Genomic DNA, 24,895 nt, shown 5'->3' with positions numbered 1-24,895 from the left:
TTTTTAGAATTTAGATTGCAGATTTAACCGAAGATAATTTAGACCAATCTTTAAAATTGAAAGACGAAGATAGTTTTTAATTAGGAATTTAAAAAATGGAGTTTTTTTTAGAATAATTATCTTATTTTGGATTATTGGTGGTGATAACAAAAACAATTAAAACTTCATCGGTAGTATTGATGAGCGAATGAAACCCGATACCACTCATGGCGGTAATACTTCCTTTTTTAAGTGTTTTTTTTCGAATAATACCTTCTTTTTTGGTCATTTCAGTATATTCGCCTTCTCCGTGCATGACAATATAAAGTTCTTCTTCGTTTCGGGACCCGTGGGTATGAAAACCGGCTTCATCGCCTTTGTTAAAAAGTACCATATAGGCGCCGATGCGGTTATTAGTCAGTTCGCCTTCATCAAACATCTGTAATAAATAAACCACTCCGTTTCCTCCGTACATAGGAGCGCGTTTGTCTACTTTTACCACGGTTCTTTCGGGTTTGTTGAATGGAGTGACACTCAGGTCAATGTATTGGGAGACTAATTCAATAATGCGGTTGTTTTCGTTTTCAGAAGATTCAGATGACATTTCTATAAAAAATTAAAAAGGGTTATTTGGGTTCTTTTTTCAAATATAATATTTAAATCTTTGACAGAATTAGCTTCAGAATAAATTAAAGTGAAACAGAAACAAATTTTCTATTCCACAAAATATGTCCTACTTTAGCAAGATATAAATTTGGAGTAAAAATGATTAGCGAAACACAATTTCAAAACGAGTTACAACTATTAATAGCAAATGCGATAAGAGAAGATGTAGGAGATGGAGATCATAGTTCATTAGCCTGTATTCCGGCATCTGCGCAAGGAAAAGCCAAATTGCTGGTTAAGGACGAAGGGATTATTGCAGGAGTTGCATTTGCTGAGATGATTTTTAATTATGTGGATTCTGATTTAAAAATAGAAACTTTTATAGAAGATGGTGCTGCTGTAAAGTTTGGAGATGTTGTATTTTATATTTCAGGAAGTTCTCAGTCCATATTAAAGGCAGAACGTATGGTCTTAAATTCGATGCAACGGATGTCGGCTATTGCTACTAAGACCAGGAATTATGCGCGATTACTGGAAGGAACAAATACTAAAATTCTGGATACCCGTAAAACAACTCCCGGTTTTCGTGTTGCTGAAAAATGGGCAGTAAAGATAGGTGGTGGAGAAAATCACCGTTTTGCATTGTATGATATGATTATGCTGAAAGACAATCACATTGATTTTTCCGGCGGAATTACATTGGCTATAGCTAAAACTAAAGAATATTTAAAAGAAAATAATCGCGATTTAAAAATTATTGTTGAAGCCAGAGATTTAAATGAAGTAAAAGAAATCGTGGCAGCCGGTGGTGTTTACAGAATCCTGTTGGATAACTTTGATTATGACATGACAAGAGAAGCCGTTGCTTTTATAGGTGATTCCTGTTTAACTGAGTCGTCGGGAAATATAAACGAAGATACTATTCGGAATTATGCGGAATGCGGAGTAGATTATATATCCTCCGGAGCGTTGACGCATTCTGTTTACAATATGGATTTGAGTTTAAAAGCAATCGAATAACTGCTTTAAAAAAGAAATGAATGTCAGTAGAAATAGAAGAAAAGCTTCAGAAAATCCCTGTATTACGCAATTTTGTCAATTGGTCTAAAACAGTAAAACTCAATTGGCTGGAAGGATTAGCGTTTTACGATTTATTGGAATTATACATTATTGGACTGACTGAAGGAGCTTTGTCTAATAGAGCGGGAGCTATTGCATTTAGTTTTTTTATGGCATTATTTCCATTTGCTTTATTTATTTTAAATTTGATTCCTTTTATTCCTATTGAAGGATTTCAGGATGATTTTCTGAAGTTTGTTGCTGATGGTGTTCCGCCGAACACTTTTTATGCAATAAAAAATATTATCAATGATATTCTTCATAATAGTCATTCCGGTTTACTGTCATCAGGATTTTTATTATCTGTTTTTTTGATGGCGAATGGGTTAAATGCTATTTTGGGAGGTTTTGAAAATTCGAAACATGTTTTGGTTAAAAGAGGTTTTTTTCATCAGTATTTGGTAGCTGTTGGTTTGTCTTTGCTTTTGGCTGTTTTGTTAATCGTTACTGTTGCTACGATAGTTGTTTTTGAGGTTTTTATTCAGCAGCTTCAAAGCAGGGATTTTTTAAGTGATAAAATTCCGTTGATGGTTATGGGGCGTTATGCTTTTTTGATTTTGATGATTTTAGTAACCTCTTCGATTCTGTTTAAATTTGGTACAAAAAACCAGGAAACGCGGTCTTTTATTTCTATAGGTTCTGTTTTTACAACCATTCTTACTATCCTGACTTCCTATTTTTTTGGAGTTTGGGTAATTCGTTTTGCAAAATACAATGAATTATATGGTTCTATCGGGACTTTATTAATTGTGATGTTTTACATCTGGATTAACTGCATGATTTTATTGCTTGGTTTTGAGCTCAATGAAGTGATTAAAAAGTTGAAAAACAGAAATGAAAAACAGGCAGTAATGGAAAATAAATTATGAAAAAAAATATCACAATATTTTTGTTATTGGTCAGCAGTATTTTTTATTGCCAGAATACAGGTGTTTTAGGAAAATGGAAGACCATAGATGACAAAACAGGAAAACCAATATCTGTAGTTGAAATTTATGAAAAATCAGGGAAAATTTACGGAAAAGTAATTGAAATTTTTGATGCGACTCACAGAAATATTCTTTGTAACGAATGTTCAGGAGAAGATACCGGCAAACCTATTTTAGGAATGGTTGTGATAAAGGGACTGAGTCAGGAAGGGACAGAATATGGCTCAGGTAAAATATTGGATCCTAAAAACGGAAAGTTATACCAATGTTATATAACCCTTGTTAATGCTGATAAATTAAAAGTTCGCGGTTATATTGGGGTTTCGTTATTAGGACGAACGCAGTATTGGCAAAGAGTCAAAAAATAATTTTCATTTCCTCTCTTTCTATTAATTCTACTTACTGTTATATGTATTTTGTTGAAGTAATTTTACCATTGGCTCTGGCCAAAACCTTTACCTATAGTGTTTCTGAGGCTGAATATGATTATATTCAAAAAGGGATGCGAATAGCGGTTCCGTTTGGTAAGAGTAAAATTTACACCGCTTTAGTTATTGATTTACATCAAAATAAGCCGGCATTATATGAAGCAAAAGAAATCCATCAGATTTTAGATGAAAAACCAATTGTTACTGAAAATCAAATCAGACATTGGCAATGGATAGCGGATTATTACATGTGTGCTATCGGTGATGTGTATCGTGGGGCAATGCCGACTGCTTTGTTGTTGGAGAACGAAACTTTAATTACGCAAAAAAGCGGAGTATTTGTTGATGAAAGTCAGCTTACTGATGAAGAATTTTTGATTTATCAGGCTTTGCAACAGCAATCATCGCTCCGGATTCAGGATGTCATTGGAATTTTGAATAAAAAAAGTGTTTTTCCCGTTATTCAGAAATTAATAGACAAAGGAATTTTAATTTTACAGGAGGAGATACAGGAAAGTTATAAACCAAAATTAGTCCGGTACATCAGGCTGCATCCTAAGTATGATTCAGATCAGGGACTGAATAATTTATTAAGTACATTAAAAAATGCCAATAAACAGAAAGAAATAGTACTTGCATATTTTCAGTTAAGTGCCAGTGAAAAGAAACAGCCTGTTGCTGTGAAACAATTAACGGAAGTTTCGGGAGTTTCTTCGGGTATAGTAAAAGCTTTGATTGATAAAGAGGTATTTGAAGACTATCTGATACAGGAAGACCGGGTTAGCTTTACAGGAGAATCTGATTCTAATCAATTGCAATTAAGTGAAGCGCAGCAAAAAGCTTTTGAAGAAGTTAAAGCGAGTTTACTGGAAAAAGAAGTTTGTTTGTTGCACGGTGTCACTTCGAGTGGGAAAACAGAAATTTATATTAAACTCATAGAAGATTATCTGGTTCAGGGAAAACAGGTTTTGTATTTATTGCCTGAAATTGCTCTGACCACACAATTAGTAACGCGATTGCAGGCTCATTTTGGAAATAAAGTAGCTGTTTTTCATTCGAAATACAATAATAATGAGCGTGTAGAAGTCTGGAGTCAGGTGTTGCAGAATTCGGAGAAAGCACAAATTGTAATAGGAGCGAGGTCGGCTTTGTTTTTACCATTCTCTAACTTAGGTTTTGTAATTGTTGATGAAGAGCACGAACAGACTTTTAAGCAAACAGATCCTGCACCCCGATATCATGCCCGTGATGCTTCGATAGTTTTAGCCAGTTTTTTCAAAGCGAAGGTTTTGCTGGGTTCAGCTACGCCCAGTATTGAATCTTATTACAATACGGTGACAGCTAAATATGGTTTGGTTCAAATCAGCAAGCGCTACGGGAATGTGATGATGCCTGAAATTGAATTAGTGGATTTAAAAGACAAATATTTCAGGAAAAGGATGACGGGACATTTTAGTGATGTTATGATTGATGCAATTGCTGTCGCTTTGTCTTTAGGAGAACAGGTAATTTTGTTTCAGAACAGAAGAGGGTATTCACCATTATTAGAATGTATGACGTGTGGTCACGTGCCGCAATGCCGGCAATGTGATGTTAGTCTTACCTATCACAAACATAAAAATCAACTGCGTTGTCATTATTGTGGATACTCGATTGCTAAACCTACAAATTGTCACAGCTGTTCCAGTATTGATTTAACAACTAAAGGTTTTGGAACTGAACAAATTCAGCAGGAACTGATACAATTGTTCCCGGATAGTAAAATAGGCCGGATGGATCAGGATACTACCCGCGGAAAATTTGGTTTCGAAAGAATTATTGATAGTTTTAAGAATCGAGAAATCGACATTATGGTTGGAACGCAAATGCTTGCCAAAGGTCTGGATTTTGATAATGTGAGTTTAGTAGGAATTATGAATGCTGATAATATGTTGTATCATCCTGATTTTAGAGCTTTTGAAAGAAGTTTTCAAACCATGACTCAGGTTGCGGGACGTTCAGGGCGTTCAGAAAAGCAGGGAAAAGTAATTATTCAGACTTATAATCCTAACCATAACACCATTCAGCAGGTTACTAATAATGATTATATCGGGATGTATAAGGAACAGTTGTATGATCGCAGGATATACATGTATCCTCCTTATTTCAGAATTATTAAAATAACTTTGAAACATCGTGATTTTGATAAATTAAAAGAAGGATCGATGTGGTTGTATCAGGTGTTAAATCAAAATTTAAATATTCCTGTTCTTGGACCCGAAGAACCAAGGATTAACAGAATCAGAAATGAATTTATCAGGACAATAATGATTAAAATTCCTCAAAATTTGTCGATTAACAATACAAAAAAAACTATCCAAAAAATATTGAATAGTTTTGATGCTGTGCCGCAATACCGGGTGATAAAAGTGGCGCTAAATGTAGATTTTTATTAAGCGAAAGATAATGCTTTAATTAAATCATCTTTTTTGTTTCTGCTTAACGGAATTTTTGTTGCTCCGATTTCGGCAAACTTACTATTGAATCGTTCTACTTTGTCTATATTAATAATATAGGATTTGTGAACGCGAACAAATTTCTTGCTTGGTAAGTCGTTTTCAAATGATTTCATTGTGGAAAGCACCAGATTGCTGTCGTCCTCAGTAACTACTCTTACATAATCTCCAAAGGCTTCAATCCATTTGATTCTTGAAGTGTAGATTTTTAATTTTTTCAAATTACTTTTGATAAAAATATGCTCACCTTCTTCTTCTTTTGTATCTTGTTTAAGTAAGTGTAAGTCAATCGCTCTTTTTACAGAGGTACTAAAACGATCTAATGCTATAGGTTTTTGCAAATAGTCGGTAGCATCATAATCAAATGCTTTTAAAGCATATTCTGCTTTTGAAGTAATGAAAATAATCTGAGGTTTGGTTTTTAGTCCGTCTAAAAAGTCAAAACCGCTAATGACAGGCATTTCTATATCAAGAAAGATTAAGTCTACTGAATGTATAGACATGCAGCTTTTTGCTTCAATTGCATTTGAAAAATCACCCACAAGATGTAGATTAGGGTGATTATTTACTAACTTTGTGATAATCATTCTTTGTATTGAACTATCATCTACTATGACACAATTAAGTTTCATATTTTTTATATTTTAAGATTTGGCTAAGTAAAAGTATTGTAATTTATTTACAAATGCTAATCTTAATCGGTTTTTTTTGCAGTACAACGAATAAAGTTTATTTTTGTTTTTTTATTCGAATAAAAAGATTACTTTTGCAGCCAATTTAACAAATAAATAAAATTTTTATGAATCATTATGAAACTGTTTTCATTTTAAATCCCGTTTTATCTGATGTTCAGGTAAAGGAAACAGTAAGCAAATTTGAAGATTTTCTTACTAGTAGAGGAGCAGAAATGGTAGCTAAAGAGGATTGGGGTCTGAAAAAAATGGCTTACGAAATCCAAAACAAGAAATCTGGTTTTTACCATTTGTTTGAATTCAAAGTATCAGGAGAAGTTCTTTTGGCATTTGAAACTGAATTCAGACGTGACGAAAGAGTTATGCGTTTCTTAACTGTAAGTCTTGACAAACATGCTATCTCTTGGGCTGAAAGAAGAAGAGCAAAACTTAAATCTCAAAAAGCTTAATTATCATGGCAACATTACAACAATCTGCTTCAGGAAAAAAAGACGGAGATATCAGATATCTTACTCCTTTAAATATAGAAACTAACAAAACTAAAAAGTATTGTCGTTTCAAAAAATCAGGAATCAAATACATCGATTATAAAGATGCTGATTTCTTATTGAAATTTGTTAATGAGCAAGGAAAAATTCTTCCACGTCGTTTAACAGGAACTTCATTGAAATACCAAAGAAAAGTGTCTGTAGCTGTAAAAAGAGCGCGTCACTTAGCTTTAATGCCATACGTGGCCGATTTATTAAAATAATATAAAAACAACAGTTGTTGCCTCGCCACGGCGGGCTAACTTCTATAACATAAGGACAACAACATGGAATTGATTTTAAAACAAGACGTTCAAAATTTAGGTTTTAAAGACGATGTGGTAACTGTAAAAAACGGATACGGTCGTAATTACTTAATCCCTCAAGGATTTGCTCAATTGGCTACTGCTTCTGCAAAGAAAGTATTAGCTGAGAACCTAAAACAAAGAGCGCACAAAGAAGCTAAAATTGTTGCTGATGCTAAAGCGTTAGCTGAAACTTTAAAAGGGCTTGAAATTAAAATTTCTGCAAAAGCAGGTGGTGAAAAATTATTTGGTTCAATCACAAATATTGACATCGTTGCAGCTTTAGAAAAAGCAGGACAGTCTATCGACAGAAAATTCATCACAAGCGGAATCGTTAAACGTACTGGAAAATATTCAGCTACTGTAAGATTGCACAGAGATGTTATCGTTGATTTACCATACGAAATTGTTGCTGAAAAAGCATAATTTCTTAATAATCATATTTAAATCCCGTCTCGTTCTAAAAAACGAGATCGGGATTTTTTTTTGTTTGATGCCATTGCGAGGAACGAAGCAATCGCATCATTTTTGAATTTTTAATTAAACTGGAACGAGATTGCTTCGTTCCTCGAAATGACATGAAATACACAAGACTTACAAAAGAACAGTTTGAAGAACTACATCCGGAATTTACTAATTTTTTAGCGACCCAGTCTATTGATAAAGCAGAATGGGATAAGATTAAAACAGAAAAACCAGAAGTGGCTGAGCAGGAACTGGATGTTTTTTCTGATTTGATTTGGGAAGGTGTTTTGTCTAAAGCAGAATATTTAGAGCATTTTTCTAAAAATCATATTTTCCTTTTTCAATGTTTTGAAACTGAAGTAAAATCAATTGTTTTAAAATCCTTAGTTCCTGAAGTTGATTTTTTAACCAAGGATGGTTTGCAATGGCTGAGTGATAACATGTTCACCGAAACAATTGAAATGAAAGTAGGAAAAAAAGTGTTTACTGATGAACGTAATGCATCCGTTTTTTCGTTGATTCAGCAAGGTGCTTTCCTTAGTGACGGACAATTATTTCAACAAATAAATTCAATTATAGAATCGTAATTTTTAAGATTATTTCTTTTAAATTGGTTATTTTAGTACGCTGTTTACAGAAGCTAAAATGACCAATTTTTTTTATATGGATACGCTAAATACAATTCAGGAATTAAGAGAAGAACTTAATCTTCATAATTATAACTACTATGTTTTAGATAATGCTACAATCTCTGATTATGAGTTTGATATAAAACTAAAAGAACTTCAGGATTTGGAGAATGCATATCCGGAATATTTTGATTCAAATTCTCCAACCCAAAGAGTGGGGGGAGCAATCACTAAAAATTTCCAGACTGTAGTGCATAGGCAGCGAATGTATTCTTTAGATAATTCTTATTCTAAAGAAGATTTAATAGAATGGGAGAAGCGTATTCAGAAAGTTTTAGGTGACGTCGATTTGCAATACACCTGCGAATTGAAATATGACGGAGCTTCTATTAGTATAACTTATGAAAAAGGAAAATTAGTTCGTGCGGTTACCCGTGGTGATGGGTTTCAGGGTGATGATGTGACAAATAACATTAAGACTATTCGTTCTGTACCGCTGACTTTAAAAGGAGATAATTATCCTGAAAATTTTGATATTCGAGGTGAGATTATTTTACCTTTTGCCGGGTTCGAAAAAATGAATCAGGAATTGATAGAAATTGGTGAGATTCCTTATTCTAATCCCAGAAATACGGCTTCCGGAAGTTTAAAATTACAGGACAGTACTGAGGTGGCTAAAAGACCTTTGGAGTGTTTACTCTATTCTGTTGCAGGTGAAAAGCTGTCTTTTTCTTCTCAGTTTGACGGATTGATTGCTGCCCGAAACTGGGGGTTTAAAGTGCCTAAAGAAGCTATTGTTGCTAATAATTTACAGGATGTTTTTGATTTTATAGATTATTGGGATATACACCGACATAATTTACCGTATGAGACTGATGGTGTGGTTGTAAAAGTAAATAGTATACAACATCAGGAAGAATTAGGTTATACGGCTAAGTCCCCGCGTTGGGCAATGGCTTATAAATTTAAATCAGAGCAGGTATTTACCCGGTTAAATTCTATTTCGTATCAGGTAGGGCGAACGGGATCGATTACGCCTGTTGCTAATTTGGAGCCGGTGCAATTAGCAGGAACAATTGTAAAACGTGCTTCGTTACACAATGCTGACCAAATTATAAAACTGGATATCCGAATTGATGATACTGTTTTTGTCGAAAAAGGAGGAGAAATAATCCCTAAGATTATTGCGGTTGATTTGTCTAAGCGTCCTGGAAATTCAGAGCCTACTCAATATATTACCCACTGCCCGGAATGTCATACCGAATTAGTAAGAAACGAAGGTGAAGCGAATCATTATTGTCCTAATTTTTATGGTTGTCCACCGCAGATTATTGGGCGAATTCAGCATTTTATTTCGCGAAAAGCAATGGATATTGAAGGTCTGGGTGGAGAAACAGTTGCGCTTCTTTTTAATAATGGTTTGGTTCATAACTATGCTGATTTGTATGAATTAACAGTTGAGCAAATCTTGCCTTTGGATAGAATGGCACAAAAATCCGCAGAAAATTTGGTCAACGGAGTAAAAAAATCAACTGCCGTTCCTTTTGAAAGTGTACTATATGCCCTTGGAATTCGTTATGTAGGGGAGACAGTGGCCAGAAAATTAGCCAAGCATTATAAAAATATTGATGCGTTAAGTAAAGCCAGTTTAATAGAATTGGTTTTGGTGGACGAAATTGGGGATCGAATAGCACAAAGCGTGGTTGATTTTTTTGAAAATGAAGAAAATAAAATTATCATTGAACGACTTAAAAGTTACGGTGTTCAATTTGAAATTGTTGAAAAAATAAACCTGAATGCGACTAATAAATTAGAAGGAAAGATTTTTGTTGTTTCAGGAGTTTTTACAGTGTTTTCAAGAGAGGAGCTCAAAAAAGCTATTGAAGATAATGGAGGGAAAGTAGGGAGTTCTATTTCGGCTAAAACAAATTATGTGGTTGCAGGAGATAATATGGGACCGGCAAAACTGGATAAAGCTAATAAATTAAATATCCCCATTATTTCAGAAAATGATTTTATGAATATGCTGCAATAGTATAAGATGTTTTGCCAGGATATTTTTTTAGCAGAAGTAAAAATAAGTGTTAAGAATTTAACAAAAAGTTTCAAATCGTCATTATACTTTTTTAGATTTGCCGGCTATAGTGTAACTTAATTAATTAATTTTGTTTGCTAATAAAGATAAGTTATGTTTTTAAATTACTTAAAAGAATTTTCGCTAAGAAAAGCATTAAAAAACAGCTTACTTGATGTAAAAAGTAGCGTGTTTTCGGGTAATATAAAAACAGTAGGATTAGTAGTCGATGCAAGTCATTTTGCAGGTACGGAGTTATTAGTCAAAGATTTAATAGCTAATGGAATTGTAAAAGAAAACATTGATTTGTTACTTTATAAAAGTAAAGCGAATATAGATTTTACAACTTCTGTAACAAAACTGGAAGCCTTTCATTTAAATTGGAAAGGTCAGATTAAAAATGAAGCGGTAAATGATTTTATTACTAAGGAATTTGATTTGTTGATAAATTATTATGATATTGAAAAATCAATTTTACTAATTGTGACAAATGAATCAAAAGCTAAATTTAAAGTTGGTTTTTCAACGATTGACAAGCGTTTGAACAATTTCATGATAGCGACTAATCCGGAAAACAACAAAGTCTTTATTCAGGAATTATTTAAGTATTTAAAAAAATTAAACAAAATATAAACTAAAAACATGCAATCATTAATAGGAACTGGTGTTGCTCTTGTGACTCCTTTCAAAGAAGATTTTTCAATTGACACCGAAGCATTAAAAAGAATTGTACATTTTTCTGTAGACGGTGGAGTGGAATATCTGGTTATTTTAGGAACCACTGCTGAAAATGCAACTTTATCCGGTGACGAAAAAGAATTAGTAATTCAGACAATTATAGAAGCTAATAATGGTCGTTTGCCTTTAGTTTTAGGAGTTGGAGGAAATAACACTATGGAAGTAGTCGGAGAGTTGAAAAAGAGAAATATGTCTCCATTTGCGGCAATTTTATCAGTTTCTCCTTATTATAATAAACCAACACAGGAAGGAATTTATCAGCATTTTAAAGCTGTTGCAGAAGCATCTCCGGTTCCGGTAATTCTCTACAATGTTCCGGGCAGGACTTCAAGTAATATGTTGCCAAAAACAGTTTTGCGTTTAGCAAATGATTTTAAAAATATAGTCGCTATCAAAGAAGCTGCAGGTGATATTGTTCAGGCGATGCAATTGCTAAAAGATAAAGCAAAAGATTTTCATGTGATTTCGGGTGATGATATGACGGCACTGGCAACTGTATTAGCAGGTGGTTCAGGAGTTATTTCTGTTATTGCTCAGGGTTTTCCAAAAGAATTTTCTGAAATGATTCGTTTAGGACTGAATCGCAAGGTGGATGAAGCTTTTAAATCACAGTATTTGTTGTCAGATTGTATTGATATGATTTTTGAACAGGGCAATCCGGCCGGAATTAAACAGGTTTTTCAGGCATTAGGTCTTGCTGATAATACAGTGCGTTTACCATTGGTAAGTGTAGATGAAGATTTGCAAAACAGAATAAATGAATTTGTATCTAAAATAGACAAATAGCCATTTATTGCAAGTATTTTTTTATGCTAAGAAATATTTTGTAGTCGCTAAATTAATAACTAAATTTGCCACCGAAACTTCGGTATGATTTTTTATAGATTTTAAAGAGAAATCTGTATTTAAAAATAAAATTAAAGATGAAAAAAATTGTATCCTTATTGCTTCTTATAGCTCTTTTTAGTTCATGTAATGAGTATCAAAAAGCTTTGAAAAGCGAAAATGTTGCGGTAAAATTTGCAATGGCGGATACGTTATATGCTCAGGGTAAATATTCGAAAGCGATTCGTCTTTTTGAACAAATAGCTCCTGAATACAGAGGTAAACCGCAGGCAGAGAAATTATTTTATATGTATGCGCAGTCTTATTATAAAACGAAGCAGTATTATCTGGCTGCTTATCAGTTTGAAAGTTTTGCTTCAGGTTATCCAAAAAGTGCAAAGATTCAGGAAGCTTCTTTTTTAGGGGCTAAAAGTTATGCTATTTTATCACCGGTTTACAGTTTAGATCAGGCTGATACTTATAAAGCAATTGAAAAGCTGCAATCGTTTATTGATAGATTTCCGAATTCAGAATACCTCGCAGAAGCCAATGGTTTAACGAAATTGTTGTCTGAAAAAATAGAGAAAAAAATATATGAAAATGCAAAATCATATAATACTATTTCCGATTACAAATCAGCGTTAGTAGCATTTGATAATTTTATTGCGGAATATCCGGGAACTAAATTTAAAGAAGATGCTTTATTTTATAAGTTTGACTCCGCTTATAAATTAGGTATTAATAGTGTACCTGCAAAGATGGAAGAAAGGCTGAATGTAGCTAAGGTTTCATATCAAAATTTAGTAAAATTTGATCCTGATACCAAATATAAAGAACAGGCTGGCGAAATGTATGCCCGTGTTGAACAAGAATTACAAAAATATACTAAATAACTAAAAGTCATGGATTTAAAAAAGACGAATGCTCCGGTAAACACAATAACTTATAACAAAACGGTTATTGAACAACCTACCGGAAATGTGTATGAAGCAATTACCATTATGGCTAAAAGAGCAAACCAGATTAATTCTGAAATTAAAAAAGAATTGACTGAAAAATTGGAAGAGTTTGCTACATATAATGACAGTCTTGAAGAAGTTTTTGAAAATAAAGAACAAATCGAGGTTTCTAAATTTTATGAAAAATTACCAAAACCACATGCTTTAGCTGTTCAGGAATGGTTAGATGGTAAAATCTATTACAGAGAATCAAATAAATAAGTTACTATGTCAGTTTTAAGCGGTAAAAGAATTTTGCTAGGTGTTTCTGGCGGAATTGCCGCCTATAAAACAGCGTCTTTAGTACGACTTTTTATAAAAGCAGGTGCACATGTCCAAGTGATCATGACACCTGCTTCTAAGGATTTTGTAACTCCGCTTACCTTATCTACCCTGTCTAAAAACCCTGTTTATTCTACTTTTTTTAATCAGGATGATGAAGATGAAAAATGGAATAATCATGTTGAACTCGGTCTTTGGGCTGATTTGATGGTTATTGCTCCTGCTACAGCAAATACCTTGTCTAAGATGGCAAACGGTGCTTGTGATAATCTGCTTATTGCTACTTATTTATCCGCAAAATGTCCTGTTTATTTTGCTCCTGCAATGGATTTAGATATGTATAAGCACCCGTCTACAATTGCAAGTTTTACCGCTTTAGAACAATTTGGAAATACCATCATTCCTGCCGAAAGTGGTGAGCTGGCCAGTGGCTTATCCGGTGAGGGAAGAATGGCAGAACCGGAAAATATTATTCGTTTTCTTGAAGCTGATTTAGAAAGTAAACTGCCTTTAAAAGGTAAAAAAATATTAATTACAGCCGGTCCTACATATGAGGCTATTGATCCTGTCCGCTTTATAGGTAATCATTCGTCTGGGAAAATGGGTTTTGATATTGCAAAAAGTGCTGCTAATCTTGGAGCTTCAGTTATTTTAGTTACAGGTCCAACTCATTTTACAGTGAATCATTCTTTGATAAATGTTGTAAAAGTTACTTCGGCACAAGAAATGTATGATGCCTGTCATGACTGTTACAATGCAGTTGATGTGGCAATTGCCGCAGCTGCCGTTGCTGATTACAGGCCTAAAAATATTGCTCAACAAAAAATTAAAAAAACCACAGATAATTTTGTTATTGAACTTGAAAAAACAAAAGATATCCTGCTGTCACTGGGTGAAGCTAAAAAACATCAGTTTTTAATTGGCTTTGCATTAGAAACTGAAAATGAAATTGAGAATGCAAAGGCAAAAATCCGGAAAAAAAACTTAGATTTGATTGTTTTAAATTCTTTACAGGATGAAGGTGCCGGTTTTCAGAAAACGACAAACAAAGTTACTTTTATTGATAAAGATTTTAAAACAGAACCGATGGAATTGAAATCCAAAGAAGCGGTTGCCGATGATATTTTAAATAAAGTAATAGCTCATTTTTATGAATAAGATAGTGTTTTTCCTTTTATTAGTTAGCTTTAGTGTTGTTCACGGACAACAATTAAACTGTACCGTAACAGTAAATGCTCAGAAAATGGGAAATCCTAATCAGCAAATTTATAAAACGCTGGAAACCTCTTTAAATGAATTTGTAAACAAAACCGACTGGACAACTGAAACATTCCGACAACAGGAAAAAATCAATTGTTCGATGTATATTACCTTACTTTCACACAGTTCTGATCAATTCTCCGCAACTATTCAGGTGCAGTCTTCCCGTCCGGTTTTTGACTCTTCGTATGAATCTCCGGTGTTGAATATTAATGATAAAGATTTTAGTTTTACCTACACGGAATTTGAAAATTTAGTATTTAATGTCAATTCTTTTCAGTCTAATTTAATTTCGGTAATCTCATTTTATACTTATGTGATTTTGGGAATGGACAGAGATACTTTTGAATTTCAATCAGGTGATTCTAATTATCAGATTGCGCAAACTATTGCTACAGTAGCGCAACAAAGCAGTTATAAGGGCTGGAGCCAATTAGATGGAAATCAAAATCGTTATTATTTAATTAATGATTTGCTTTCGCCAACGTATGTTGAAATTAGAAAAACATTATTCGATTATCATCAGGGCTTAGATGCGATGATTACCGATAAAAAAGCAGCCAAAGAAAAAATAAAAACAGCTTTAGTTTCCTTAAATAAATTATACAATTCTAAGCCAAATGCTTATTTAACCCGAATATTGTTTGATGCTAAATCGGATGAAATTACTTCCGTTTTTTCAGGCGGTCCCAGTATTACAATTACAGATTTAGTTGATAATTTGAACAAACTTTCGCCTTTGAATTCCAGTAAATGGGCCATGTTGAAATATTAGTTATTTTTAATTTTTTAAAATCAACGAACACAACTTCATAATAATTACTACCAATGATTACTGCACTATCAATAAAAAACTATGCTTTAATAGAAAAATTAACTATTGATTTTTCTAAAGGATTTTCAATTATTACAGGTGAAACCGGTGCGGGAAAATCTATTATTTTAGGAGCATTAGGATTAGTGTTAGGAAAACGGGCCGATTTGACTTCGCTTAAAAATAAAGAAGAAAAATGCATTATTGAAGCTCAGTTTGATATTTCTAAATACAATTTAGTTGCTTTTTTTGAAGCCAATGATCTGGATTATGAAAACGAGACAATCATTCGAAGAGAAATTCTTCCTTCGGGAAAATCGCGTGCTTTTATTAATGACAGTCCTGTAAATCTTCAGGAACTTCAGGATTTAGGAGTGTTTTTGATTGATATTCATTCGCAGCAGCAAACCAGAGAATTGACTGATGAAAATGTCCAGTTTGATATCATAGATGCTATTGCTGATAATCAGCAGGTTATTGCGGGTTATCAAATGCTTCTTAAAAATTATAAAGCAGATAAATCTAAACTAAACACGCTGATTAAAAAACAAAGCGAATCTAATAAAGAACAGGAATACCATACTTTTTTATTAAATGAATTACTTGCTGCTCAGTTAAAATCAGGAGAACAGGAAGAATTAGAAACTGTTTTTGAACAGCTTAATAATGTTGAAATCATTAAAGAGTCAATTGATAAGTCTCTGGCTATTGCCAATGAAGAGCAGTTTGGTGTTTTAAGTAATTTGAAGGAAATCAAAAATTCGATTCAAAAAATCGCTGCTTTTTCATCTGAATATCAGGAATTGTTAGAACGAATTACCAGTTTAGCCATTGAATTTGATGATATTTCAGACGAAATGAATCGTCATTCTGAAAAAATAATTTTCGATCCGGAGCTATTAGAGCATACCAATCAGAAGTTACAATTGATTTATAATTTACAAAAAAAGCATCAGGTGCTTACGGTAGATGAATTATTGGACATTCAGGCCAAATTAGAAAATGAGGTTGTAGAATTAGGAAATATAGAAGAGGAAATAGCACTTTTGAATAATCAAATTCAGGAAAAAGGAATCCAATTAGATAATTTAGCAACCACAATTCATGACAACAGAATTGAGGCGATTCCGGTTTTGTCTGATAAAATGATAGCGATTTTAGCCACTTTAGGGATGCCAAATGTGCGTTTTAAAATTGAAGTCATTCAGGGCGAAACTTATTTTGCTAATGGAAAAGACGAATTGCAGTTTCTGTTTTCGGCTAATAAAGGAACTGATTTCGGCTTACTGAAAAAAGTGGCGTCAGGAGGGGAAATGTCCCGAATTATGCTGGCTGTAAAAGCAATTTTGGCACAATATTCAAAATTACCAACTTTAATTTTTGATGAGATTGATACCGGAGTTTCCGGGGAAATTGCTATTAAAATGGGGGAGATCATGAAAGAAATGAGTCAGAAAATGCAAATCTTTGCCATTACTCATTTACCACAAATAGCGGCTAAAGGCGATGCACATTTTAAAGTTTCTAAATCAACAGTAGATGAGGATACGCAATCAGAGTTAAAGTTATTAACGAACCAGGAACGTGTGGTAGAAATTGCTCAAATGCTATCAGGAACCATCGTTTCTGATTCGGCTCTAAATCATGCAAAAGCCTTGTTGAACTAAAAAAATGCCCTATATTTGCCTTCCAAAATGATAGCCTTTCCGGCACATGTCATTGTTTTATCCGCTAAAAAAACAAATAAAAATATAATATTGATACGTTATGATCATAGAACCTAGAATGAGAGGATTTATTTGCCTGACAGCACACCCGGCTGGCGCTGAGCAAAATGTCAAAAATCAAATTGAATATGTTAAATCAAAAGGAGCTATTGATGGCGCTAAAAAAGTATTGGTAATTGGTGCTTCTACTGGTTTTGGTTTGGCTTCAAGAATTTCAAGTGCTTTTGGTTCTGATGCAGCAACTATTGGAGTATTTTTTGAAAAACCACCAGTGGCTGGAAAAACAGCTTCACCAGGCTGGTACAATTCTGCCGCTTTTGAAAAAGAAGCTCACAAGGCTGGTTTGTATGCAAAAAGTATTAATGGGGATGCCTTTTCAAATGAAGTAAAAAGAGAAACTTTAGATTTAATTAAAGCTGATTTAGGTCAGGTTGATTTAGTTATCTATAGTTTGGCTTCTCCGGTACGTACTAATCCAAATACAGGAGTGACACACCGTTCGGTTTTAAAACCTATTGGTAACACTTTTACAAATAAAACAGTAGATTTTCATACCGGGAAAGTTTCTGAAGTTTCTATTGAACCATGCAGTGGTGACGATATTGAAAATACAATTGCTGTTATGGGAGGAGAAGACTGGGCTATGTGGATGGATGCTTTAAAAGCTGAAAATTTATTGGCTCCGGGTGCTGTAACAGTTGCTTATTCTTATATTGGGCCATCAGTAACGGAGGCAGTTTACAGAAAAGGAACAATTGGTCGTGCAAAAGATCATCTGGAAGCTACAGCTTTTGAAATTTCAGATAGCTTAGCGGATATTAATGGAAAAGCTTATGTTTCGGTTAATAAAGCTTTGGTTACTCAGGCAAGTTCAGCTATTCCTGTAATTCCATTGTATATTTCTTTATTGTATAAAATAATGAAAGCTGAAGGAATTCACGAAGGTTGTATTGAGCAAATTCAACGTTTATACCAACAAAGATTATTTACAGGAGGAGAAGTGCCAGTGGATGAAAAAGGCAGGATCCGTATTGATGACTGGGAAATGCGTGATGATGTTCAGGCTCAGGTTGCTCAGTTGTGGGAACAGGCAACTACTGAAAATTTAGCTGAAATAGGAGATTTAGAAGGATACAGAAAAGATTTCTATAATTTATTTGGTTTTGATTTAGCCGGAGTAGATTATAAAGCTGAAGCTGACGAAATGGTTCAGGTGGAAAGTATCGCCTAATTTTATTTCGAAAAATAAAGAACAAATTTTAGTGTAATGCGTCTTATTTTAAGTGTATAAAAACATTTAAAAGTAAGGCGCATTATGGTTTAAAGTCTATCTTTGTTAAAATATTACATTTATATTGTATAATTAATACCGCTTTTAAGAATATGTATTTTTCTTTGATTATTCCCGTGTATAATCGCCCGGATGAAGTAGATGAACTTTTAGAAAGTTTATCAAAATTAAATTACAAAGAAGATTTTGAAATTGTAATTGTCGAAGATGGTTCTGCAATTCGTTGTGAAGATGTTGTTCATCAGTATCAAAACAAATTATCAATTTCGTACTACTATAAAGAAAATTCAGGTCCCGGAGATTCCAGAAATTACGGAATGAAAGTAGCTAAGGGAGATTATTTTATCATTTTTGATTCTGATTGTATTATTCCGGTAGAATACTTAACAGAAGTTGATAAGGCATTAAAAACGCATTATGTAGACTGTTTTGGTGGACCTGATCGGGCTTTGGATAGTTTTTCAGATATTCAAAAAGCTATCAATTTTGCAATGACTTCTTTTCTTACTACCGGCGGAATCAGAGGTGGGTCAGAGAAAATAGATAAATTCCAGCCCCGAAGTTTTAATATGGGAATTTCCCGCAAAGCATTTGAGGCATCTAATGGTTTTGGAAACATTCATCCGGGTGAAGATCCTGATTTGTCAATCAGATTATGGGATTTGGGTTTCGAAACAAAACTTTTTCCTGCGGCTTACGTATATCACAAAAGAAGGATTGACTGGGACAAGTTTTCTGTACAGGTAAATAAATTTGGGAAAGCAAGACCTATTTTAAACAGCTGGTATCCTAAATATAATAAATTGACGTTCTTTTTCCCATCGGTGTTTATTATTGGTCTGGCGCTTTCGGTAGCATTGCTGATTTTTACTTATGATTTACTGGCAAAATTATATTGCGTTTATTTTTTTATTATATTTTTAGTTTCCACTGTTCAAAATAAAAGTATCAAAATTGGATATCTTTCAGTAACTGCAGTCTGGAAACAGTTTTTAGGATATGGAATGGGATTTTTAGAATCTTATATTAAAATAATTATTCTGAAGAAAAAACCAGAAGAAGCTTTTCCTTATTTATTTTTCAAAAATTAATCTATGCAAAAAGTTGTTGGTTTAACAGGAGGAATAGGAAGCGGGAAAACCACTATTGCAAACTATTTGGTATCATTAGGAATTCCTGTGTATATCGCTGATGATGCCGGAAAAAAAGTAATGCAACAACAGGAAATTACTGAAGCCATTGAATCGAAATTTGGGAAAAATATTTTTGAAAATGAGCAATTGAACAGGTCTAAATTAGCAGAAATAGTATTTAATAATCCCGATCAGTTAAAAGAACTAAATGCTATTGTGCATCCGGCTGTAAGGAGAGATTATAAAAGATGGCTTTCAGAACATACTGACTTTCCTTTGTTAGTGTATGAATCTGCTATTTTGTTTGAAAGTGGTAGTTATAAAGATTTTGAATATATTATTACCGTAACAGCACCTTTAGAGTTAAGAATTTCGCGTGTTTTGCAACGTGATAATACTCAAAGAAAGCAAATATTAAAAAGAATGGATGCGCAGTGGACAGATGAGCAACGAATTTCTAAAAGTGATTTTGTGATTGAGAATATTGATATTGACTTAGCTAAGGATGAAATCAATAAAATTCTTAAAATTTTGTAGATTAAGCAATAACTGTGGTAGATGTTAATGTTTGGTTAATACATTATCAACCATAGTGTTAAAATGTTAATTTTGTTTTGATGAATAAATTGTTTTTTAAATTTCTGGTTTTATTAATGAGTTTGTCTCTGATTGGGATAATACTTGTTCAGGTATATTGGTTTAATACATCATTTAAAAATAATGATGAACAGTTCAAATATCATGTTACTCAGGTTATTGATAATGTAGCAGATAAACTTGAAAAGCAGGAAGAATATACTTTTTATGAAAAAATAAATCGGATAAAAGACAGTACAGGTAAAATTCCTGAAAAGAATGATTTGTTTGAAATTTTATTTGTTCAGAGAAACACAAAAACAAATAAAACGATTATTTACAAAAACAGTATTTCATCTGAAAAATATGATTTTAACGGATCATTATTTAATAAAAAGAATGACGGTTTTAAAAGTTTTAGTTCTAAAAGGTTAACTGAAGTATATAACAATAATAATAATGTTGATAATTCAGGATTGAATAAGAGTGTAATGCCGGATTCCAGGGATTACAAAGATGGTACGCTGGATGTTTTGAATAAGGTGCAGTTGCAAATTTCTTATAAAGATTATGCTTCGACATTGTCTATCGAGGAAAGAATTTCAAGAGAAAAATTAAGAGAACTTTTGAAAAAAGAACTGGTTGACCATGGAGTGAACACTAAATTTGAATTTGCAATTTTCAGTAAAGGATCGCCTACAAAAATAAAATCAGAAGGATTTCATTTTGATGAAGATGCTACTTATTCAATTCCTATTCTTGCTGATAACGAAGGGAATGAAAGGTATCAGTTGTCGGTTGCATTTCCTAATAAAAAGAAATTTCTTTTGTCTGAATTAGTAAGTATTACCATTTTGTCAATAGTATTTACATTGATTATTTTAGTTGCTTATTCAAGTGCCCTAAATCAATTAATCCGTCAGCGTCAGATATCTGAGATTAAGACTGATTTTATTAACAATATGACGCATGAGTTTAAAACGCCTATTGCTACCATTAATCTGGCATTAGACGCAATAAAAAACCCTAAAATCATTGAAGATAAGGAAAAGGTTTTCAGGTATTTGCAAATGATCAGGGATGAAAATAAACGCATGCATGCTCAGGTGGAGAATGTATTACGAATTTCAAAATTAGAAAAAAAGGAATTAGATATAGAAAAAGGTTCGAGCAATGTTGAAGAAGTGATTTATGATGCTATTGAGCATGTAAATTTAATTTTGCAGGACAGACAAGGCGAAATTAATAATCATTTTGAAGCAGCCAGAACCACCGTTTTGATTAATGAAGTGCATTTTACAAATGTTATTGTTAATATATTGGAAAATGCAATAAAATATTCGCCGGAGATGCCAAAGATTGATATTTATACGGAGAATATTAAAGATATGATTCTTATTAAAATAAAAGATCAGGGATTAGGAATGAGTAAAACAGCTCAAAAACGGGTGTTTGAAAAATTTTACAGAGAGCATACCGGAGATTTACATAATGTTAAAGGGCACGGTTTAGGCTTAGCTTATGTAAAAAGAATAGTTGAAGATCATAACGGACAAGTTTACGTAGAAAGCGAAAAGGGAAAAGGAAGTACCTTCATTATAAAATTACCTCTAATAAACTAAAATATGGAAAATATAAATAAAAAAATTCTTTTAGTAGAAGACGACTTAAATTTTGGAGCTGTTCTTAAAGATTATTTAATGCTGAATGACTTTGATGTTACTCTGGCAAAAAATGGTATGGAAGGTTTCGAAAAATTTAAAAAAGATTCTTATGATTTATGCATCTTAGATGTAATGATGCCTTATAAAGACGGTTATACATTAGCTAAAGAAATAAGAGAGAAAAATGCCGAAGTGCCAATAATTTTTCTTACTGCCAAATCTATGAAAGAAGATGTTTTGAAAGGATACAAAGCCGGAGCAGATGATTATTTAAATAAACCATTTGATTCTGAAGTTTTGTTAATGAAAATTAAAGCAATTATTCAAAGAAAAGCTTCTGATGTTAAAGCAGAACAAGTTCCTTTTGAATTTACAATTGGTAAGTTTCATTTGAATTCTAAATTACGTTTTTTAAGTTTTAATGGTGAAGAACCTGTAAAACTATCTCCAAAAGAGAATGAATTATTGAAAATGTTAATTCTTCATGAAAATGATTTAATGCCAAGAGAATTAGCGTTAACTAAAATCTGGAGAGATGATAATTATTTTACTTCCAGAAGTATGGACGTTTACATTGCTAAACTGAGAAAGTATCTGAAACTGGATGAGAATGTAGAAATCCTGAACATACACGGAGAAGGTTTCCGATTAGTAATAAAAAAATAGAAGAAGAATTTTCTTTTCATAAAAAAATGCCCCAAATAGTTTGTGTTTTTTGGGGCATTTTTTTTTGTTAAAGCTTGTATATCTTTTTTTCTTTAGTACAAACTTGGGTATTTCGAAGGGTTTGCTTCAGAAATAATGCTGTATACTTTCTCGTAAATGTCTTCTATAGAAGGTTTAGAAAAATAATCCCCATCAGTACCGTAAGAAGGGCGGTGTTCCTTTGCGGATAAAGTTTGCGGTTTACTGTCTAAAAACTTAAAGGCATCCTGATTATCTATAATTTGCTGTAGGATAAAAGCAGAAGCTCCGCCCGGAACATCTTCATCAATAACAAGAAGGCGGTTTGTTTTTTGAACGCTTTTAGCAATATCATGATTAATATCAAACGGGAGTAAAGACTGGATGTCGATGATTTCACAATCAATACCAATTTCAGCGAGTTCTTTTGCAGCTTGTTCTACTAATCTCAGAGTGGAACCATAAGAAACAAGTGTAATGTCAGTTCCCTCTTTAATAGTTTCAACGACTCCGATTGGTGTTTTGAATTCACCATAATTCAAAGGCATTTTTTCTTTCAGTCGGTATCCGTTTAAGCATTCTACAACTAAGGCAGGTTCATCACATTCTAATAAAGTATTGTAAAATCCGGCTGCTTTAGTCATATTTCTTGGAACCAAAACATGAATCCCTCTAATTGCATTTATAATCATTCCCATAGGAGATCCGGAATGCCAGATTCCTTCTAAACGATGTCCACGGGTTCTTATAATTAAAGGTGCTTTTTGTTTTCCTGCTGTTCTGTACTGTAGTGATGCTAAATCGTCACTGAGAATCTGGATAGCATATAATAAATAATCCAGATACTGAATTTCGGCAATAGGACGGAGTCCTCTTAATGCAAGACCTATTCCTTGTCCTATTATGGTGGCTTCCCGAATACCTACATCGGCAACACGGGTTTCTCCGTATTTCTCCTGCATTCCTTCAAGTCCCTGATTAACATCGCCAATATTTCCGGAATCTTCACCAAAAATGAGTACTTCAGGGTATTTAGCAAATAAAGCATCAAAGTTATCCCGGATAACCATTCTTCCGTCAGTATCTTTTCGTGCATTTTCAGGGTAAACCGGAAGAACTTCTTTTACAGAAAACACATTGTTTTTAGATTCTGAGTAAAGGTTATTACTGAAAATAGCCTGAGTTTTTTGGGTGTATTTTTGTATCCAAAGCGATAACTGAGTCCCGCCTGTTTCATTTACTAATAAACGAAGTGCTTTTCTGGCAGTAACTAATATTTCTTTTTTTAGAGGATCTTTTATGTTTTTCAGATTATTAGAAAGTTTTAAGATCTGATCTTTATTTTTGCTTGTTGCGGCAATTTTTTCTAATAATAAAACAGCTTCATTTTTTTCAGCAACAATAGGGGTTATAAAAGAATTCCATGCTGCTTTCTTAGCTTCTAAAACCTCTTTTTTAATAGCGGCATCAATTTCGTTTAACTCTTCTGCAGAAGCAATGTTAATGGCTATCATCCACAAACGCATTTGCCTGATACAGTCAAACTCTTTTTCCCAGCTAAGTCTTGCAGAACTCTTATATCTTTCATGTGAACCGGAACTGGAATGTCCCTGGGGCTGTGTCAGTTCCTGAACGTGAACTAATACAGGTATGTGTTTTTCACGGGCAATTTTGGATGCCTTTTCATAAGTTGTTATTAAATCAGAATAATCCCAGCCTTTAACTGTAAGTATTTCAATTCCGTTACTGTCTTCCTCACGCTGAAAACCGGATAGTATTTCGGAGATATTCTCTTTTGTGGTCTGGTGTTTTGCATGTACCGAAATACCGTATTCGTCATCCCAGATGCTAATCAGCATTGGTACCTGTAACACTCCTGCAGCATTTATGGTTTCAAAAAAGACTCCTTCGGAAGTACTTGCATTTCCTATTGTTCCCCAGGCAATTTCATTTCCTGCGTGAGAAAAGTTTTTTTGATTCGGAATATTGGTAACTTCACGATAAAATTTAGAAGCTTGTGCTAGCCCTAATAAACGGGGCATTTGAGCGGCAGTAGGAGAGATGTCTGAACTTGAATTTTTCTGTTTCGTTAAGTTTTTCCAACTGCCGTCGTCATTGAGGCTATGAGTAACAAAATGACCTCCCATTTGCCTTCCGGCCGACATGGGTTCTTGTTTTATATCTGTATTTCCATATAATCCGGCAAAAAAATTAGCAATTGTCAATTCGCCAATGGCCATCATAAAAGTCTGATCACGATAATAACCCGAGCGAAAATCTCCGTTTTTAAAAAACTTCGCCATTGCTATTTGCGGAACTTCTTTTCCATCTCCAAAAATTCCAAATTTTGCTTTACCTGTCAAAACTTCTCTGCGTCCTAAAAGACTACATTCTCGACTTGTTACTGCAATCTTATAATCATTCAATACTTCGGTCTTGAAATCCTCAAATGTCAATGTCGTATTGTTTTTTTCTTTTATCATAATTGAAAGATTATAATTCATCGTGCAAATTTACTTAAAAACTGGCTATTATCATAATTCAATTATAGAAAAACTATTTGTAATTTGATATTTTTATTCAATACTAATCAGTTATTTTTTAAATATACGTGTTTTTTAACCTTTTTATTTGAGAATAATATAATTACGGCTT

24 protein-coding genes are annotated in these 24,895 nt (G+C 33.3%); 21 read left to right on the top strand and 3 right to left on the bottom strand.

Annotated features, from left to right (window positions below; translation table 11 throughout):
- Positions 1 to 121 precede the first annotated feature (121 nt).
- Positions 122 to 583, bottom strand: coding sequence for a cupin domain-containing protein (locus ACSV4D_RS14460; protein WP_439228807.1), 462 nt, complete (start codon positions 581 to 583; stop codon positions 122 to 124).
- A gap of 161 nt (positions 584 to 744) precedes the next feature.
- Here ACSV4D_RS14460 and nadC point away from each other — a divergent pair, with 161 nt between their 5' ends.
- The 4 genes from nadC to priA are packed head-to-tail and all read left to right on the top strand — an operon-like array spanning position 745 to position 5,496.
- Positions 745 to 1,605, top strand: coding sequence for a carboxylating nicotinate-nucleotide diphosphorylase (nadC, locus tag ACSV4D_RS14455; protein ID WP_439228806.1), 861 nt, complete (start codon positions 745 to 747; stop codon positions 1,603 to 1,605).
- 20 nt (positions 1,606 to 1,625) lie between these two features.
- A complete protein-coding gene (locus ACSV4D_RS14450; RefSeq protein ID WP_408079051.1) occupies positions 1,626 to 2,573 on the top strand; it encodes a YihY/virulence factor BrkB family protein in 948 nt (315 codons plus the stop codon).
- Positions 2,570 to 3,001, top strand: a complete 432-nt coding sequence (locus ACSV4D_RS14445; RefSeq protein ID WP_439228805.1) for a DUF2147 domain-containing protein — start codon at positions 2,570 to 2,572, stop codon at positions 2,999 to 3,001. Before ACSV4D_RS14450 ends, ACSV4D_RS14445 begins: the two co-directional genes overlap by 4 nt.
- A 41-nt stretch (positions 3,002 to 3,042) precedes the next feature.
- The gene (priA, locus tag ACSV4D_RS14440; protein ID WP_439228804.1) at positions 3,043 to 5,496 is read left to right on the top strand and encodes a replication restart helicase PriA; all 2,454 of its coding nucleotides are present in this window, start codon (positions 3,043 to 3,045) and stop codon (positions 5,494 to 5,496) included.
- Here the strand turns inward: priA and ACSV4D_RS14435 are convergent.
- Positions 5,493 to 6,188 carry a LytR/AlgR family response regulator transcription factor gene (locus tag ACSV4D_RS14435; protein WP_408079057.1) on the bottom strand — a complete coding sequence of 232 codons (696 nt, stop codon included), beginning with the start codon at positions 6,186 to 6,188 and terminating at the stop codon, positions 5,493 to 5,495. The genes priA and ACSV4D_RS14435 overlap by 4 nt on opposite strands.
- 167 nt (positions 6,189 to 6,355) lie before the next feature.
- Between ACSV4D_RS14435 and rpsF the strand changes: the two genes are divergently transcribed.
- From rpsF to ACSV4D_RS14350, 17 genes are all read left to right on the top strand, one after another.
- Positions 6,356 to 6,697 (top strand): 30S ribosomal protein S6, encoded by a 342-nt coding sequence (gene rpsF, locus ACSV4D_RS14430; RefSeq protein ID WP_071185910.1) that lies wholly within the window; start codon positions 6,356 to 6,358, stop codon positions 6,695 to 6,697.
- Positions 6,698 to 6,702: 5 nt separating this feature from the next.
- The gene (gene rpsR, locus ACSV4D_RS14425; protein WP_007138295.1) at positions 6,703 to 6,999 is read left to right on the top strand and encodes a 30S ribosomal protein S18; all 297 of its coding nucleotides are present in this window, start codon (positions 6,703 to 6,705) and stop codon (positions 6,997 to 6,999) included.
- A 63-nt stretch (positions 7,000 to 7,062) separates the two neighbouring features.
- Positions 7,063 to 7,506: a 50S ribosomal protein L9 gene (rplI, locus tag ACSV4D_RS14420; RefSeq protein ID WP_408079060.1), complete on the top strand. Its 444-nt coding sequence runs from the start codon at positions 7,063 to 7,065 to the stop codon at positions 7,504 to 7,506.
- A 152-nt stretch (positions 7,507 to 7,658) separates the two neighbouring features.
- Positions 7,659 to 8,132 (top strand): DUF6495 family protein, encoded by a 474-nt coding sequence (locus ACSV4D_RS14415; RefSeq protein ID WP_408079062.1) that lies wholly within the window; start codon positions 7,659 to 7,661, stop codon positions 8,130 to 8,132.
- Positions 8,133 to 8,208: 76 nt separating this feature from the next.
- On the top strand, positions 8,209 to 10,209 hold the full coding sequence (ligA, locus tag ACSV4D_RS14410) for an NAD-dependent DNA ligase LigA (protein ID WP_439228803.1): 2,001 nt from the start codon (positions 8,209 to 8,211) through the stop codon (positions 10,207 to 10,209).
- Positions 10,210 to 10,362: 153 nt separating this feature from the next.
- Positions 10,363 to 10,881: a DUF6913 domain-containing protein gene (locus tag ACSV4D_RS14405; RefSeq protein WP_439228802.1), complete on the top strand. Its 519-nt coding sequence runs from the start codon at positions 10,363 to 10,365 to the stop codon at positions 10,879 to 10,881.
- A 9-nt stretch (positions 10,882 to 10,890) separates the two neighbouring features.
- A complete protein-coding gene (gene dapA, locus ACSV4D_RS14400) occupies positions 10,891 to 11,772 on the top strand; it encodes a 4-hydroxy-tetrahydrodipicolinate synthase (RefSeq protein ID WP_439228801.1) in 882 nt (293 codons plus the stop codon).
- A 137-nt stretch (positions 11,773 to 11,909) separates the two neighbouring features.
- Positions 11,910 to 12,704 carry an outer membrane protein assembly factor BamD gene (locus ACSV4D_RS14395; RefSeq protein ID WP_439228800.1) on the top strand — a complete coding sequence of 265 codons (795 nt, stop codon included), beginning with the start codon at positions 11,910 to 11,912 and terminating at the stop codon, positions 12,702 to 12,704.
- A 9-nt stretch (positions 12,705 to 12,713) separates the two neighbouring features.
- Positions 12,714 to 13,031, top strand: a complete 318-nt coding sequence (locus ACSV4D_RS14390; RefSeq protein ID WP_073243113.1) for a DNA-directed RNA polymerase subunit omega — start codon at positions 12,714 to 12,716, stop codon at positions 13,029 to 13,031.
- Between the two features lie 6 nt (positions 13,032 to 13,037).
- On the top strand, positions 13,038 to 14,249 hold the full coding sequence (gene coaBC, locus ACSV4D_RS14385) for a bifunctional phosphopantothenoylcysteine decarboxylase/phosphopantothenate--cysteine ligase CoaBC (protein WP_439228799.1): 1,212 nt from the start codon (positions 13,038 to 13,040) through the stop codon (positions 14,247 to 14,249).
- Positions 14,242 to 15,126, top strand: a complete 885-nt coding sequence (locus ACSV4D_RS14380) for a DUF4835 family protein (RefSeq protein ID WP_439228798.1) — start codon at positions 14,242 to 14,244, stop codon at positions 15,124 to 15,126. The genes coaBC and ACSV4D_RS14380 overlap by 8 nt, the downstream gene beginning before the upstream one ends.
- A 53-nt stretch (positions 15,127 to 15,179) precedes the next feature.
- Positions 15,180 to 16,832, top strand: coding sequence for a DNA repair protein RecN (gene recN / locus ACSV4D_RS14375; protein WP_439228797.1), 1,653 nt, complete (start codon positions 15,180 to 15,182; stop codon positions 16,830 to 16,832).
- Between the two features lie 100 nt (positions 16,833 to 16,932).
- On the top strand, positions 16,933 to 18,123 hold the full coding sequence (gene fabV / locus ACSV4D_RS14370; RefSeq protein WP_408079079.1) for an enoyl-ACP reductase FabV: 1,191 nt from the start codon (positions 16,933 to 16,935) through the stop codon (positions 18,121 to 18,123).
- A gap of 152 nt (positions 18,124 to 18,275) precedes the next feature.
- On the top strand, positions 18,276 to 19,274 hold the full coding sequence (locus tag ACSV4D_RS14365; RefSeq protein WP_439228796.1) for a glycosyltransferase: 999 nt from the start codon (positions 18,276 to 18,278) through the stop codon (positions 19,272 to 19,274).
- Between the two features lie 3 nt (positions 19,275 to 19,277).
- A complete protein-coding gene (gene coaE, locus ACSV4D_RS14360; protein WP_439228795.1) occupies positions 19,278 to 19,853 on the top strand; it encodes a dephospho-CoA kinase in 576 nt (191 codons plus the stop codon).
- A gap of 80 nt (positions 19,854 to 19,933) precedes the next feature.
- Entirely contained in the window at positions 19,934 to 21,514 is a 1,581-nt protein-coding gene (locus tag ACSV4D_RS14355) for a sensor histidine kinase (RefSeq protein WP_408079085.1), read from the top strand.
- A 3-nt stretch (positions 21,515 to 21,517) separates the two neighbouring features.
- A complete protein-coding gene (locus ACSV4D_RS14350) occupies positions 21,518 to 22,222 on the top strand; it encodes a response regulator transcription factor (protein ID WP_408079087.1) in 705 nt (234 codons plus the stop codon).
- A gap of 92 nt (positions 22,223 to 22,314) precedes the next feature.
- Here ACSV4D_RS14350 and ACSV4D_RS14345 read toward each other — a convergent pair whose 3' ends face one another.
- Positions 22,315 to 24,723, bottom strand: a complete 2,409-nt coding sequence (locus ACSV4D_RS14345) for an alpha-ketoacid dehydrogenase subunit alpha/beta (protein ID WP_439228794.1) — start codon at positions 24,721 to 24,723, stop codon at positions 22,315 to 22,317.
- Positions 24,724 to 24,895: the final 172 nt, after the last annotated feature.

It is taken from the genome of Flavobacterium sp. ARAG 55.4 (assembly GCF_051846875.1).
Taxonomy (GTDB): Bacteria; Bacteroidota; Bacteroidia; order Flavobacteriales; family Flavobacteriaceae; genus Flavobacterium; species Flavobacterium plantiphilum.
The sequence above is the reverse complement of the archived record's forward strand: the minus strand, read 5'-3'. Positions and strand labels throughout refer to the sequence as shown.